This window comes from Paenibacillus jiangxiensis (assembly GCF_046098255.1).
GTDB classification, from domain to species: domain Bacteria; phylum Bacillota; class Bacilli; order Paenibacillales; family Paenibacillaceae; genus Paenibacillus; species Paenibacillus jiagnxiensis.
The window spans coordinates 108,235-123,897 of record NZ_JBJURI010000019.1 but is presented as its reverse complement, the minus strand read 5'-3'; the positions used below and the strand labels follow the sequence as shown (position 1 = coordinate 123,897).

The window sequence follows — 15,663 nt, the reverse complement described above, 5'->3', positions numbered from 1 at the left end:
TTCTAGTTATCAAAAATTTTTCTTCTCATTTGGTTAATCGTTGATACGATTCCTTCCTCAAGGCTAGTAGAGGGAAGAAACCCTGTGAGCCTATTTAATTTGGTAATGTCAATAATATTTTTCATTATAGTTTTTTGACCTGAACTTTTATAAACGATATTTATATTTTTCTCTGTTCTTCTCTCAACCAAAGAAATGACTTCACTTATAGTTGTTGCATTACCACTTCCAATGTTAATAATCTCTTGGTCAAGAAGCATTACTGTATTATAAGTCGCTTCTAAGAAGTCATTTATGAAAATAAAATCCCGAACGGCTCGGGTATCTCCCCAAAATATAAACTCTTCATCGTTTAATGCTTTGTTGATTAGAACAGGAATTATACCTTGTTTTTTGTAAGGATTTTGAAAACCTCCATAAGGGTTTGAAACACGTAAGATTAAATAAGGAAAATCATTACTTTCAAGGTGTTTAATCTTAATTAAATTTTCGAAAAACACTTTTTGTAGTCCGTATATATTACTAGGTTCTAAGCAATCATCCTCACTGGATTTTGCACCAGTATTTTTATATACGGTACCCGCCGAAGACAGGAAAACGAACTTCTTTATTTTTTTCTCACAACAAGAATTTATCAACTTTATAAATGAAACATAGTACTGCTGTACATCCACCAGTACATCCTCGAATAAATTTGTAGCATTTGTGGATCCTGCAGCGTATAATACTACGTCTCCTTCTTCAATCTCTTCCTGAACCTGTTCAACATCATTAATATTGATGTCTATAAATTGAACGTTGGGATCAAGCATGCTTGAATATACAGAATTTCTACCTAGAACTTTAACTTGCCAATGTTTAATACTAAAATGATTGGCTAGATGGGAACCCAGGTATCCACAACCGATTATTACAATTCGCTCCATTTAGTCCCCCAGTATTTTGTAGATATAATTTTTAATATGTTGTGCCTCTTTTTCCCATGAAGAATTTTGCAGTAAATCAGCCGCATTTTCTAACATTAATTGTGTGTTAATTTTTTTATTGATAACTTGATCAAGTACCTCTGCAATTCCTGCAATATCATTCTCAACATAAATGAACAACTCTTTATGAGGGTCAATCCAATCATTATTTCTGCCTTGATTTATAACAACGGGACAACCTGACGCCATCAATTCCAAAGGCAACAATGATAAATTGGTAAACGAGAGAATGAGCGAGACATCACATTGGCTATATAGATGCGATAATTCTTCAATTCTTACGACACCAGCATTAAAATGCTTGAACGGAATTTCATATTCCGACACATCCCATCCAGCCATCACAACTTCCACATGAGGGTTTTTTTTACAAAACTCATTTAGCACCATAATTCCTAGTTCAAAACCTCTTCTATCAGTGGGCGGCCTTGAGTAAAAAAACACACGCTGAATATCCTTATCTCTTTTCCCATGAGGTTTATATAAATCTTTTTCGTATGAAAAACTAAAACTTTCACATTCCATGCCATATTCAGCAGAAAGCTTTTCCTTTAACCAATCACCTGCAGTAATGCCATAGAAGCCGAATTTATAAGTTTGTTCTGCAAATGAATAAGCACTACCTTGAGGGTAGAAATACGGTTCAAAGTCTTGTACGAAATATACTTTTTTCACACAATTTTCAAAAGCTCTTACATAATAAGCAGTTTGCCAGGAGGTAGCTATCGCAATATCGTATTCATTTTTTATATCCGTATTATCTTCAATAATGTACACATTTGATTCCAAAGGAAAGAAGTTCTTATCTATAATTTCCTTTACACTTGACGGATTCCCCCACTGTGATGCCCCACAAATGTATATATCTGACTTTACAGATATTTTCTCCAACAAATGGATGATTCTAAAAATATTCAGGTGTCCTCCTGAGCCTATGCCAAAATCAGGGATAAACCATGACAGCTTTAACTCATCCTTAGGTTGGTAAGTTAGCTTAGCCTCACGGCTCCCAAGCAACAAATAATTATAAAACTTAAAAACATCCTTCTTTAATATAGCAATTTCATTCTTTTTTTTGATTTTTGAAAGTACAGTTTTGCTTCCTTGCAATACACCCTGTGACTGTATTATCTTTACTGCCTTCCTGGCATTATACAGAAATACATTATACATTATCAGCCCTCATTATTACTTATTTATCAATTTGTACTCTCTCGAGAACAAACGATTTAGTGATTTGTACTTATTTCCCAAAACCCCTAGATACGCTCCGGAATATCTAATCGTGTTCTTAACGAAAGAATAACCCATCCAATACAATTTCCGTTTTCGACTGAGATTCGCATATGACCGCAGAAATTTTATGTCGCTAACAAAATGCTTGAGTATATAAGCTGGTAACAAAAAGATACTTTTGACAGAAACATATTCATAAATGCTGTATAAGCCTTTATATTCATCATAGTATCGTTTAAACTGCTGGCTAAAGGTGTAATTATGAGAGTGATAAACTACAGAATTAGGAGCGTAGGCTTTTTTATAACCTTTCTCAATAATTTGTCGAGCCCAAAGCTGGTCTTCGGCAAAATCAACTTCAGGATAAGGGATACTCTCCCAGATCCTTTTTCGCATAGCTGATGAATTATCTGAATAATAACACAATAGATGTCTGTAACCTTCTTCTCTATTATATCTTTCTTTATCATCTAGATAGTAGATAGTAACTTCAGATCCAAAATTATTAAAATGAGTAATAATATTGTGTTTTTCAAAAATGTCACAGTCGTCATAAGGTTCATGGCGACCAAACACGCCAACAATATCATCATCGATACCAAAACAAAAAATCAAATTTCTCAACCAATATCGGTCATAAGGAAGAGCATCTTGGGTAATAAAAACGAGATATTCCCCACTTGCCAAAGAAGCCCCCAAATTCCTTGTTTTTCCATGGCCAAATTCTTTTGGGTTAATTTGCTTTAGAATGATATTTTGGTGCCGCTGTTGCAGGTCCAAAATAAAATTAATTGTATTATCAGAAGAGCCTGAATCCACGATAACCACTTCAAACGGAGAATCTAAGTCCTGATCAAGTACTTGCAGTAATACCCTTTGAAAGATCTCCCCCCCGTTTTTTGTAGGTATTATAACAGAGGCTGATATTTTGGAATCATTCATAGTTTATGAGTTCCCTTTTTTAATTAATTTTTTTTTCAAATAATAGAAAAAGCTTTTCATGACATTATTATACTCTATTTCAATCTGTGAAAGTCTTTCTTGTTCAATTAACAATTCTTTTTTCTCATCTTCCAAATTACTAATCTTTCCAGATAAATCAGAAATATCCTTCTGGGATGATTTTAATGTATTACTCAGTTCATTGTTCAAGGTCTCGTTACTATTCACTCTTTCCCACAATTTGTTTACCTGTTCCTTGAGTTGCATTAGCATTTGATCTGCATCATTAACTCGATGCCACAGGTCTTCATTTTGTGATAACGTATCTTTATAATTTTTTTCTGCTTCGTTTACGCGTTTCCACAAGGCCTCGTTGTTTATAAGAGTATCCCGGAAATTTTTTTCTGCAATATTCACTCGATCCCATAGTGCAGAAATTTCCGAATTTTTTTTAGAAATAGCATTTTGCCCTACCTTGAAGAGATCATCGATCTCCTGGGAGTAAGAGGCCAAATCTTCATTCTTAGAATTATCTAAAAGAGCATCCTTTATGAAATTAAACAATCTATCTGTCAATAATGAAAGTGGTTCCGTATTATTTAAACTGCCACTAAAATAATCAGTTATAGCTTTAACTTTCCCCGATAAATCTTCTGGCTTTTTAAGGCAGTAGTCTGTTTTGTTGATTAATTCGAAGAAACCAGTAAGTTTAGTTGAATATTCACCGGAAAAGGTAACATGAGGGATACTGTAGCTATAAGATATTATATTCCCATGAAGACTTGATCCAATGAACCCCTTAGCATTCGCCAATAGTGATACTTTTTCCATCATCGTAAGTGAGGGAATAGCTTCCTTATTAAATAAATAGCAATTGTTAAGAAGGGGCTTTAGCTTATGATAAAGCTCATTATCCCCTAAGCACTCTCCAATAGAAATAAGTACAAGGGGCAAATTGAAATTCTGAGAAATAAGATTTAGTGAGTTAGCAATTTCATTAATTTCTTGATTATTTATAACGCTATTGTTTGCTTGAAATACAATATATTGACCAGCTTGTATTGTAACCCCATTTGCAGTGACTAAATCATTAAAGATTGATTCAAGTGAGCTTTTGGGGAAACACCTAGAAATACTCAACACTAAATCCGGAATAATTTCATTTGTTATTCCCTCGTTTGTCAAAAAAACGCTTGCTCTTTGATCTCGTACCGAAACGCGTTTAAAGCGTTTAAATGAGTTTTTTACATATTCGGAGAATCCCCCTTCTAATTGAAAAGGTACTCCTAGTCCGATTGTATAAAAGTTGTCTATTGGCTTGTTAGTAGGGGAAACGATATGACTAAAGCTAAGTCTATCGGTCTTATATAATTTATTGATAGACCAGTCATCCGATCTTAATAAATCTCCCCCTCCCACAAAAATTTTATCAAATGAGAACTCATTAAAATTAATAAGATCTTCAACTTCCTTTTGATCTTCATAAACTGGTACTATTCCTGTGTTGTTAGGACTAAAGAACTTAATTTGATAATCCTCATTCAACTGACGGCAAACATCCTCAACTATTCGTTCAAATACAACAGGGAAAAGCAGGTCGCCTAAATTATCGACATTAAATGTGCCTACCTGTGCAATTTTTATCATGTTAACCACCTTTAACTATTTCAACTGTGGAATCCATGTCCATTAAACCTATTATAGTCCTCTCAGACTTAACCGTAATCTTATTCACATCGTATCTTCGATCCAGCGGGCGGCTAACCCCATCTACAAAATCAGATAATCCTATAGAAACTATATATTCATCAGGCGCCAAATACATTTTTTGTACAAAACTTACAACAACCTTTTCTCCACTTTTAACAGGCCCTATATTCTGATTCAAATAATGTGTATTACCACTATACATTTCAAGGCCTTTTTTATTTTTAATGTAGAATCCCAGTACTGGGTTGGTGCAGTCCTCATAAAAATCAACAGTAATTCTTAATTTAAACGAGTCCATAGTATACACTAACCAATCGCTGTCAGGTGCATTATCGTTTATGCATTCGATTTTACTTATTACCGCTGATTCATCCCCGTAACGATACTCCTCTGAATCTTCCTCTGACTCGGATTGAGTAGCCGCATCAATCAACGATACATTACCCTTTTTAGAGAGTTTGTTGACTCTTTCGATTTTTTTGGTTATTTCCTCATTAGTATTATACAATCTCACATAGTCATTAATAATTTTTCTAGGTTCACCATAAGAATAGACCTCACCTTTGTTTATCAGAACACATCGATCGCATAATGTACTGACACTAGTCACATCATGGCTGACAAACAGTATTGTTACACCTTCATTCTTCATAGCTTTTATTTTTTCAAAACACTTTTGCTGAAAAAATATGTCGCCAACCGATAGTGCTTCATCAATGATGAGTATTTCAGGTTCAACATTTATGGCTACCGCAAAAGCTAATCTTGCAAACATACCACTGGAATAGTTTTTTACGGGTTGATAAACAAAATCACCGATGTCTGCAAAGGACAAAATATTTTCTAACCTCCGGTCCATCTCTGCTTGGTCAAATCCCATTAACATTCCATTCAGGTAGATGTTTTCAATACCGGTATACTCAGGATTGAATCCGGCACCAAGTTCAAGTAATGCTGCTATCTTACCATTGATCTGAACTCTGCCTTCTGTCGGGGTTAAAACTCCAGTAATAATTTTAAGCAGTGTCGATTTTCCCGACCCATTTTTACCGAGTATCCCTAATGTCTCCCCTTTTTTTACATGAAAACTGACGTTGTTTAAGGCATAAAAATCTGTATGATATTGCTTGCGTAAAGGACTTATAGCTTCCTTCAGTCGATCGATTTGATTCTCATATAATTTAAAATGTTTAGAGATACCCTCTACTTGTATAGCTGTACTCATATATCAATATCTCCTTATAGTACGTCTGCAAAATGAGGTCTTAATCTTTTAAATACGAACGCTCCGAGCAACAACAAGCAGAAAGTAACACCCCAGAAGTACAGTGTCAAACTCGGATATTGCCAAAACCAGCTTCTAAAAATAAGACTATATCTGTAACCTTCAATAATGTAGTACATAGGGTTCAATTTTATGAGCATCTCATACTTACTAGGAATCATGTTTAATGACCACAAAATAGGGGTTATCCAGTAACCAAACTGCAAGATCATTGCCAATATTTGTCCAATGTCCTTCAAAAAAATCACTAAAGCCGAAGTGATCCATGAAACAGCAAGTATAAACACCGACATGGCAAAAAGATAATAAAATATCTGCAAAAAATAAATGTTAGGAGGAAAGCCGTAACTCCAAAACATCACCACCATAACAAGTACAAAAAACAAATGTATGATTAGTGGAGATATTATTTTTACTATAGGAAGCAAACTTACCCTAAAGACTACATTCTTAACAAGAAAGACATTACCTACTATTGAGTTCGTAGCATTCATAAGTGCATCAGAGAAAAAAAACCAAGGAATCATACCTGCAACAAGCCATAAGATATAAGGATAATTTTCAATGGGTAGTGATTTGAATCCCACCTGGAAAATAAACCAAAATATCAAAATAGTTATTGCAGGCTGTATAATTGCCCAAAGAATCCCCAGATAAGACCCTAGATATTTATCTTTTAAATCTTTTATGGAAAGTTGAATAATTAACCTTCTATGTGCTATGAGATCTTTCAGAAAAGCTGTTCCAAGCATTAAAATGAAATCCCCTTTCATTGTCCAGCTATATAATTACAAATACCTAATCAATAATATAAACCGTTTAATCTCCTTTCTTTCTGGCTCCTACATCTTCTATATGCTAAAATATTGACGTATCTACAAGAAAAGGAGATTGTAAACCTTGTCGAATCCAGTATACGGGAAACAGACCCAAACGTCGACCCGTGACGATAAAAGGTCGTCGTTATTTTGGGTGTTAATTGTTGGAATCATGTTGTTTTTTATCTGGTCTCCGTTTCAGGCTGCTCTGTTCAACGGACAGATGCTTGATTTTGAAAAGCCTGTTTATTGGGCTCTCACGATCACCTCGATTCTTTTGATTGTAGCAATACTAAGCTATTATAAAAAATTCAGACTGGAAGAGCAAAGAGACTGGCTGGCAGTACTGGTGGTCCTGCTTCCGCTGACTTATGTATTGTCGCTAATTTCTGCGGCTTCGCACTACTTGGCCATGAATATGGTGATCGTGCAGTGCATTTATGCTGCCATGTTCATCATATCATTGTACCTCTTGCAGGAACGGCTGGGCAATAGCATCATCCAGGCTACAATTATGACCGTTGCCTATCTGATCATTGGTTTTGGTTTTATCAACTGGTTTGGACAATGGGTACTTGCCGGCAAGCTGGTAGACTGGTTCTCCAGTGCAGTGTATCAAAACCGCTATACTAGTGCCGTAATGACGGATACCAACGGTCTTCGTCTGACTTCTGTATTCCAGTATGCGAATACATACGCAGCGTTTCTGATGGCTTTCTTTTTTGCAGCGATCTTTAGCTTGATGAAATCGAAGACCTGGTTCGGGCGGCTGGCACATGGTTTTATGCTCGTTCCGATCCTGGTTTCTCTGTTTCTGACCTTGTCCCGTGGCGGCTTGGTTATGATGCCGGTTGTATTTATCCTGCTGTTGCTGTTCTTCAAACCGGCCCGGCAGCTGTTGTGGATTATCTATTGTGCAGTATCAGGAATTGTCTCGTTGGCTGTGCTTAGCCCGATTACTAATATGGGGCTTCAGCTGAATCAAACGTACAATGGAACCACCGCTGCCAAAGGCTGGGGACTGCTCATTGCAGCTTCGCTCGTTGCAGGCGTAATATCCTGGCTGATTCAACAGTATGTCGCACCTAAGCTGGAGAACAGCATGCAGGGCTGGGCTTCTCGGAAGCTTTCCAACCTGTGGCTGCCAGTCGGTTCGGTCGTCATCGTCGGGGTTGTAGCCTTCCTGCTGATCGGTACAGGCCTGCGCAACGTGCTGCCTGAAAACATTCGTGTGCGTGTAGAAGGCATCAACTTCCAGCAGCACAGTGTATTGGAGCGCTTTCAGTTTTATGAAGATGCGTCCAAACTGATTGCAGATTATCCGATTATCGGAGCTGGAGGTGGCGGTTGGGCAACGCTCTACGAGAAATACCAGGACTATCCTTATACAAGCCGTCAGGCGCATAACTTCTTTATGCAGTATTTAGTCGAGGTAGGTATTTTAGGCTTTGTTATTTTTATGGCTTTCATTTTGTTTGTGTTTTATAAATATATCCGCGGATATATTCAGCAGAATGCAGAGCAGCGTGACTCATACTTTCTCTATTTCATTTTAACACTGTCCATCCTGCTGCACAGTATTCTGGACTTCAACCTAAGCTATGTGTTTATGGGCATCCTGGTATTTGTTGGGCTGGGAGGTATGGCTGCAGCAATGGACAGCAGGCCGGTAAAACGGCTTTCTCTAAAGCCTGCCGCTTTCAGACCACTGTACAGCGGGGTCATTGGAATTGTAGCGATCATCCTTGTATTCACTGGTTTACGCTTTATTCAATCAAGTAATGCATCCATGGAAGCCAGACAGGTTGCTCGTACGAGCCAATCTTTTGATCAGATTCAGGCAGCAGCTAATGAGGATTTATCCATCCGACCGACGCATCCGGATTCACTGATCCTGCTATCATCGCTATATCAAGCGGCATATAAGCAAACTAAGGACGAACAGTTTTATGCGGCTGATGAAGACTTGTTGCAGCGAGGCTTAAAAGCGGAGCCTTTTAATAAAAGTATGACTTCTAATCTAATGTCTCACTATCAGTTAAAGAACGACAACGAGAAGGCTTTTGAGATCCTGCAGGACAAGATTTCGAACTATAAATGGGATATTACGTGGTACAGCAATCTCATCCAACAGGCCTTTACTTTAGGCTATCAAGCGAGAGAACAGAGTGATACTGCGAAACAGCAGCAGTACTTTGAAGCAGGCTTGAACGCATACCAACAAGTGCTGGATGGAATTGCACATATCAACTCTTTACCTAAGAGCATTATGATTGCAAAGCAGTTTAATGTGACGCCTGAAATTGCCTTAAATACAGGCAAAATTCAGTTTATGTCCAATAAACCTGCCGAAGCGGTAGCGACCTTGCAGCCTCTTCTGAACGAAGATCTGAGTAACGCTACAAATAAAGAAATCGCCCGCTATTACGTCGCCGCCACCCAGAAGCAAGGACAGGTAGATCAGGCTTGGTATGACAAGCTAATTCAAGGCGATGCAAATGAAAAACAGCAGGTTGATGATTTGGTTACACTAAAGCTTCAATAAATGTGGAACATAAGAAAAACATCTTTCAAGCTACTTCACAGAAGACAAGAAAAAGGTCTCTCCCTAAGGAGTGACCTTTTTCGCTTGATCCACTTTCTCAATAATCCGTTTCATATAATCAAGGACATCATCCTTCAGTTCATTGTGCTTGAGTGCATAATGAATAGTGGTTTCAATGAAGCCTAATTTTTCCCCTACATCATGTCGATTTCCGTCAAATTCATAACCAAGGATCGGGCTATGTTCTCCTAATTCTCCCAAAGCATCTGTAAGCTGAATTTCACCGTTTACTCCCGTTTTTTGCTGCCCGAGCAATTCGAAAATATCTGGAGTCAAAATGTATCGTCCCATAATAGCCAAATTCGATTTCGCATCCTCCTCTTTTGGTTTCTCCACCAACCGTTTCGCTTCGACGATTTTATCTTCGAGAGAAGTGCCTTCCACGATACCGTAACGGTTTACTTCGTTCCAAGGAACCTGCTTGACCCCTACCACAGCGCGCTGATAGCGGTCAAAGACGTCCATCATCTGCTTGAGGCAGGGAACATCGGATTCAACGATATCGTCCCCAAGGAGGACGGCAAAAGGCTCATCTCCGATAAACTTCCGGGCACACCAGATTGCATGACCCAGTCCTTTCGGTTCCTTTTGGCGTATGTAATGAATATCTGCCATCTCAGAAGGCTTGCGCACCTCATCCAGCAGCTTCCACTTTTCTTTCTCAGCCAAGTTGTACTCAAGTTCAAATGAGGAATCAAAATGGTCCTCAATTGCTCTTTTTCCTTTACCCGTAACAATAATAATATCCTCTATTCCCGAGGCAACAGCTTCCTCAATAATGTATTGAATGGTCGGCTTATCAACAATGGGAAGCATTTCTTTAGGCATCGCTTTGGTTGCGGGGAGAAATCGTGTACCCAGGCCAGCGGCTGGGATAATGGCTTTACGAATTTTCTTCATGTGACTGCTCCTTTGTCTCAATCCATATCAAGTTGTTAAGCATACATGGATCTATTATAGCAGGTATCTACTAGACTGTAGCAAATCATATTTAATACAGTAAATATCATAGAATAATTCTAAAAATATTAAGTGGATCTGAAGTTAAAAAAAGAACATCTGCCTCCTTAGCAGATGCTCTAATAAAATTTCACACTCTACTTCACCAGCTGTCCTCTCGTTACTCCAAGCTGGTTGGTGGCTTTCAGCGTCCTCCATACCTGGGTGCCGCTGATTTCGCCGCGCAAGGCGCGTTTGTAGAGGTCAATGACCTCGTGCACCTGTTCCGGCGTCTCTTCCAGGAACTCTACACGGAAGCGGGAGACACCAAGGTCCATGAAGTTGGACAGGTACTCGGCGCCGGACTGCTCGATGGCGTTGTAGACCGTGTTGCGGCAGCCCTCGTCTACGCGGACCGGATGGGACATGCCAATGCGGTCCTGCAGCGAGACGCGGTGCTCCTCACACGGACGGCCGCAGTTGGTGTAGTCCGTGCCTTCGCTCAGAAAGGTGCAGTAGACGCAATGCTCGGTATGGAACATCGGCAGATGCTGATGGATGACCACCTCCATTTTGTCCGTACGTGACCGTCCCAGCAGATCAACCATCTGCTGAATGTTCAGGTCATACGATGGCGTTACGGCGTCGCAGCCGGCCTCCAGGAAGAGGTCGACCGCCTTGTGGTTCGCGATATTCAGCGAGAAGTCGCCGATCAACTTCGGATGCTGCGCGTCCGGATTCTCGCGGCGGTGCTTCAGGTAGAAATAGAGCGCACCTGTGTTGCGCACCAGCACCGCATCCGGCTGAAGGCGCAGGATGTTGTTGTGGTAGCCGTTTTCGCCGGGCATATGGATGCGCGGCGTAACCAGCGCAATCTTGCGTCCAGCGGCGTGCACGGCTTCAACCGCTGCCGGGAACTGCTTGATGAACTCGAAGTCGGCGTAAATAAACTCCACGCCGGCTTCGAGCGCAGCCTCCACCTGCGGGAGGCTGCGGCACAGCGCGGTCAGCTCCGCCTGACCGCGGGCCACCGGCGCTGCCGGCACGGCCGCATCGCCGTATACCTGGGCCGCCCGTTTCACATAAACCGGCGGCTTTGGCCGTTCGCCCGCGAGCTGTTCCACCGCCTTACGGCGGATGTTGTTAAGCTCGCGCATCGGCACGATGACGTCCCCATGCAGGTGGACGTCCAGTGCCTCAAGCTGGAACACGGTTCCGCCCAGACGGCCGAATTGCTCTTCGAGCAGCTCGGCAGTCATGGGACGCTTCTGGGCGATCTCCAGTTCCAGCTCGGAATCGATGCGGACCGTTGTGCCTTTCTGCACGTCGGTCCACCATGTCGTCAAAGGCTGGCCGGGATGGCCTACAGCCTTCACATGCACCGGGAAGACGCGGTACGGCTTCTCCGTCTCGAATGTCTGGCGCAGGCGCTTATCCAGCGCCGGGTCGTTCGTCTTCCAGATGCGGTCGCCGACATGAAGACGGCGCAGGTCTACATCGTTCCGGCCTGGCACGATATCGATCACCCAGCCTTCGCCGGCTTCGCCTTCCACCTTGACGCCTTTGCGGCGAATGTCGTAAACGCGTCCGCCTTCTTCCTTCTTCGTTGGATCACCGGCATCAAATACGATGCCGTCCCCACGCTTGAGCGGTGCCTCAATCCGGCATACGACAGCATCGCGCAGAATCTTCTCCACACGTCCGAGATAAACGCCGCGGCTTTTCGGGAACGTTCCGTCCACCAGTTTTTTATTGTTGGTTCCGTCCAGGAAACCGTGTGTAAAACCACGCGAGAAGCTCTGCTGCAGCTCGCGGATTTCTTCTTTGCTCGGCTTTGTATTGTCACCATCGAAGTACCGGTCAATCGCCTTGCGGTATTTGCTGACCACGTTAGCTACATATTCAGGCGACTTCAGTCGTCCTTCAATTTTAAAGGAGGTTACACCAGCCTCGATCAGCTCCGGCATAATATCGATCGCTGCCAAATCCTTCGGCGATAGCAAATAAGCCACGTCTCCCATCGGCTTCTGCTCGCCATCGACCATCAGATCATACGGCAGGCGGCACGCCTGTGCGCACTCGCCGCGATTGGCTGACCGTCCGCCCCACATTTCAGAGGTCAGACATTGGCCCGAGTAAGAGACGCACAGTGCCCCATGCACGAAAACCTCCATCGGCAGCCTTGCCTGCTCACCGATTTTCTGGATCTGCTTCAGATTATTCTCCCGTCCAAGCACAACCCGCTCCATATTAAACGGCTTCGTAAATTCCACCGCCTCTGGAGAAGTGATGGTCATCTGTGTGGACCCGTGAATCGGGAAATCCGGCGAGATCTCGCGGATCATTTTCACAAGGCCCAGGTCCTGCACAATCACCGCGTCCACGCCCGCATCGATACAAGCATCAATAAGCTCCTTGGCGTCCTCCATTTCATTCTCAAAAACGAGGATATTAAAGGTCAAAAAGCCCTTGGCCCCATAGCTGTGCAGGAATGCCATAATCTCCGGCAGCTCATCCATCCGGAAGTTATTGGCGCGTGCCCGGGCATTAAACTTCTCTACACCGAAAAAAATCGCATCCGCCCCGTTGGCCACGGCCGCCCGCATGCAGTCCCAGTCACCCGCCGGGGCCAGCAGCTCCACGTCTTCTCTTCGCAATTGCTGTCTATCCATAAAATCCTCCCTGATCGGCGCCTGCTGCGCCCGAATTTCTTGTTTTTAAGTTTACTGTTTCATATAAAGAAAAACGTCTATCGACGTACTTTTCAAAGTATCTAAAAAAGAACGATGTACAGCAGGAATGTGCTGCCTCATCTTTCATTTTGTACAAATCAGCGACATTATAACTAATCTAGTGTACCAGACTGTGCTGCTTCCTTCTACTCTTTCCAGACATTCCTTTCAGAAAATTTGCAGCTGGAATGAGTATCTGGAGAGAGAATAGTTTCGAAAAAGGATAGTGCATTCCTATATCCCCGAAATTCTTCCGCTATAGACACAATTGATAATTAGGGGCAAGAGTTATTGAAGGAATGGTTCGTTCCCAGAACGTCTATCAACTTGCAAAAAAGGACCTCATCCCCCACTTAACTGTGGAATTCGAGGTCCTTGCACTTATTTATTAATAGAGTTATTCCCGTACCGTACAAAACACTTTTGGGACAGCCTCAGCCTAAGTCGTACAACAGCACTATTTATAATGTTAATCGACGAACTTGAACGAATTTAATGCGGAATTCAGCGCAAGCGACTGTGCCGCCGTATTGTTCGCATCATTCAGCGTCGTGGACAGAATATAGGTGGCACCGTTATGCTCCAGCAAAATTTGGTGGCCGGTATAGCTGATGCCGTTATCCGTTTGATGGAAGGTGAACGAAACGGCCGGTGTTCCGGCAAAGTTGATGTCTTTCACTTCCTCGGCTTTCAAGTTCGTGTGATTTTCCCCTTCGTTGTCATAGAAATCCTTAAGCTGGGATACCGTCATTTCATACGGTTGGTCTTCATCAATTCGGATGGAGAAACTGCCGCCGAGGAACTGGTATTCAACATCCGCGGACTCAAAGCGTTCGCTCACTGGCGTCCAGTAGGCCGGTATGTCCACCGAATATCCGTAAGCCTGTGATATTTTACGGTCAGATTTCGTCTTATCTGTCAGATACACGTCCTCTTCGAGCTGGCCGAAGTTGGAGGAAACCACACTGAAGTCGATGTCCATATTGCGAACCAGCAGCTCAAACTGATCCTGCCCTTTGCCGTCATTGTCCGGGAACGAGTATTCCGCAAGGTAGCGGTAACTGTTCTCCTGGAGCATTACATCGTACTCTTTCACCCAGCCGTTCCCGAAATTGTAACGGTATTCATGGATTAAAGCGTTCTTGCCTGCCACTTCCAGCGGATATGTTTTCTTGACCTCATAAGCGGAGGATGTATATGAATCCTTCAACCAGGACTGCAGCTGCGTTACCCATTCTTCCAAAGAAGAGCCCTGCGGGGCCGAGGTTACTGTAAGCTTGAGCTTGGAACCGTCCCGGCCCTCATACAGCATGCTGCTGTTGTCCCCCGTCCAGCCGGCCGGAATTTTCAAGGCAATGCCGTAATCGCTGTTATATACATCCTTCATGCCGCCTTCAATGGTGGAAATATCCTTAATGGCCTTGTCATTCGCGTCAAAGGAGGTTTTGAACGAATTCAGAAGCCCCGCATACTTATTGAGATCCTTGTAGTTGGCGGCGGTTGAATCGGTAAGATATACAACATATACCTGCCCATGGTCATAGTACTGCCTGTTCTCCCAGAGTGAACCGTCCCCATCCTTCGTTATGACGCGTGCATAAGGCACATCCGCATCCGGATAGGCTTTGCGGTCAATAATCGTCTCGCCGGTTTCCTTTGCGTTCTGCACGAGCTGCTGAAGCAGGTCATCTGCATCATACGGAACCGGCTGCGGGGCGGCATGCACCTCCATATAATAGGTGCCGTCCTCGCTCATGAAGGTGGCGACACTTTCGTCTTCGCCGCTTTGGCCAATCATCAGTCCTGTCGGATAGCTCATCGACCAATTGTAATAGCTGTTGCCGACCTTTGTCTTCCCTTCATCGTTATCGATTGTCGGAACCTCCGGCTCTGCCGCTGCTCCGCCCGCGCTGGCCTCCATGCGGACAACGAGGCTGCCGCCGCCCATTTTCAGGCTGCCGCCCAGGCCTTCCGCCACAGGTCGCAGCGGTACCATGAGCGTACCGCTGCTCATTTCCGGTGCTGCAGGCAGTTTAATCTTCTGGCCGTCTACCCATGCCGTCCGGCTGCCGATCGTCATTGTGACCGTATGAGGGCCGCTCATCACCTTGACCACATCGCTTTGCTCAAGACGAATTTGACTGTTAAAGGCTTTCTTGAACACACCGACAGGCACCATCGTCGTGCCGTTCTTGGTATATGGTTTTGCAATGGCAATATTTTGGCCGTTAAGCACGGCTTTCGTGCTTCCAGTCTGCAGGCGAAGCTCAGCTAACTCACCATCCGCCGCAGCAGGCAGCACCGGAAAGAGCAGACTCAGGGCAGTCAGACCGACTACAAGCCTGCGGGCAATTTTCTTTTGGAATGGATTCATGCTCTTACCCCTATAAATGCATATTTTTAGTACATT

At 42.9% G+C, this 15,663-nt stretch carries 10 protein-coding genes; 1 reads left to right on the top strand and 9 read right to left on the bottom strand.

Annotated features, from left to right (window positions below):
• Window positions 1–2: 2 nt before the first annotated feature.
• From ACI1P2_RS18540 to ACI1P2_RS18515, 6 genes are read right to left on the bottom strand one after another with little or no spacing between them, the layout of a single operon-like run.
• Window positions 3–926 (bottom strand): NAD-dependent epimerase/dehydratase family protein, encoded by a 924-nt coding sequence (locus ACI1P2_RS18540; RefSeq protein ID WP_355321342.1) that lies wholly within the window; start codon window positions 924–926, stop codon window positions 3–5.
• Complete coding sequence (locus ACI1P2_RS18535) at window positions 927–2,159, bottom strand: rhamnosyltransferase WsaF family glycosyltransferase (RefSeq protein WP_355321340.1); 1,233 nt, start codon at window positions 2,157–2,159, stop codon at window positions 927–929.
• Between the two features lie 15 nt (window positions 2,160–2,174).
• Entirely contained in the window at window positions 2,175–3,164 is a 990-nt protein-coding gene (locus tag ACI1P2_RS18530) for a glycosyltransferase family 2 protein (protein ID WP_355321338.1), read from the bottom strand.
• A 3-nt stretch (window positions 3,165–3,167) separates the two neighbouring features.
• Window positions 3,168–4,811: a polysaccharide pyruvyl transferase family protein gene (locus ACI1P2_RS18525; RefSeq protein WP_355321336.1), complete on the bottom strand. Its 1,644-nt coding sequence runs from the start codon at window positions 4,809–4,811 to the stop codon at window positions 3,168–3,170.
• 1 nt (window position 4,812) lies between these two features.
• Window positions 4,813–6,099: an ABC transporter ATP-binding protein gene (locus tag ACI1P2_RS18520; RefSeq protein ID WP_355321335.1), complete on the bottom strand. Its 1,287-nt coding sequence runs from the start codon at window positions 6,097–6,099 to the stop codon at window positions 4,813–4,815.
• A 14-nt stretch (window positions 6,100–6,113) separates the two neighbouring features.
• Window positions 6,114–6,911 carry an ABC transporter permease gene (locus tag ACI1P2_RS18515; protein WP_355321334.1) on the bottom strand — a complete coding sequence of 266 codons (798 nt, stop codon included), beginning with the start codon at window positions 6,909–6,911 and terminating at the stop codon, window positions 6,114–6,116.
• A gap of 148 nt (window positions 6,912–7,059) precedes the next feature.
• Here ACI1P2_RS18515 and ACI1P2_RS18510 point away from each other — a divergent pair, with 148 nt between their 5' ends.
• The gene (locus tag ACI1P2_RS18510) at window positions 7,060–9,522 is read left to right on the top strand and encodes an O-antigen ligase family protein (RefSeq protein WP_355321333.1); all 2,463 of its coding nucleotides are present in this window, start codon (window positions 7,060–7,062) and stop codon (window positions 9,520–9,522) included.
• 63 nt (window positions 9,523–9,585) lie between these two features.
• Here ACI1P2_RS18510 and galU read toward each other — a convergent pair whose 3' ends face one another.
• From galU to ACI1P2_RS18495, 3 genes are all read right to left on the bottom strand, one after another.
• The gene (gene galU, locus ACI1P2_RS18505) at window positions 9,586–10,482 is read right to left on the bottom strand and encodes a UTP--glucose-1-phosphate uridylyltransferase GalU (protein WP_355321332.1); all 897 of its coding nucleotides are present in this window, start codon (window positions 10,480–10,482) and stop codon (window positions 9,586–9,588) included.
• Between the two features lie 197 nt (window positions 10,483–10,679).
• Window positions 10,680–13,193, bottom strand: a complete 2,514-nt coding sequence (locus ACI1P2_RS18500) for a U32 family peptidase (protein WP_355321331.1) — start codon at window positions 13,191–13,193, stop codon at window positions 10,680–10,682.
• A 529-nt stretch (window positions 13,194–13,722) separates the two neighbouring features.
• A complete protein-coding gene (locus ACI1P2_RS18495) occupies window positions 13,723–15,627 on the bottom strand; it encodes a stalk domain-containing protein (protein WP_355321330.1) in 1,905 nt (634 codons plus the stop codon).
• Window positions 15,628–15,663: the final 36 nt, after the last annotated feature.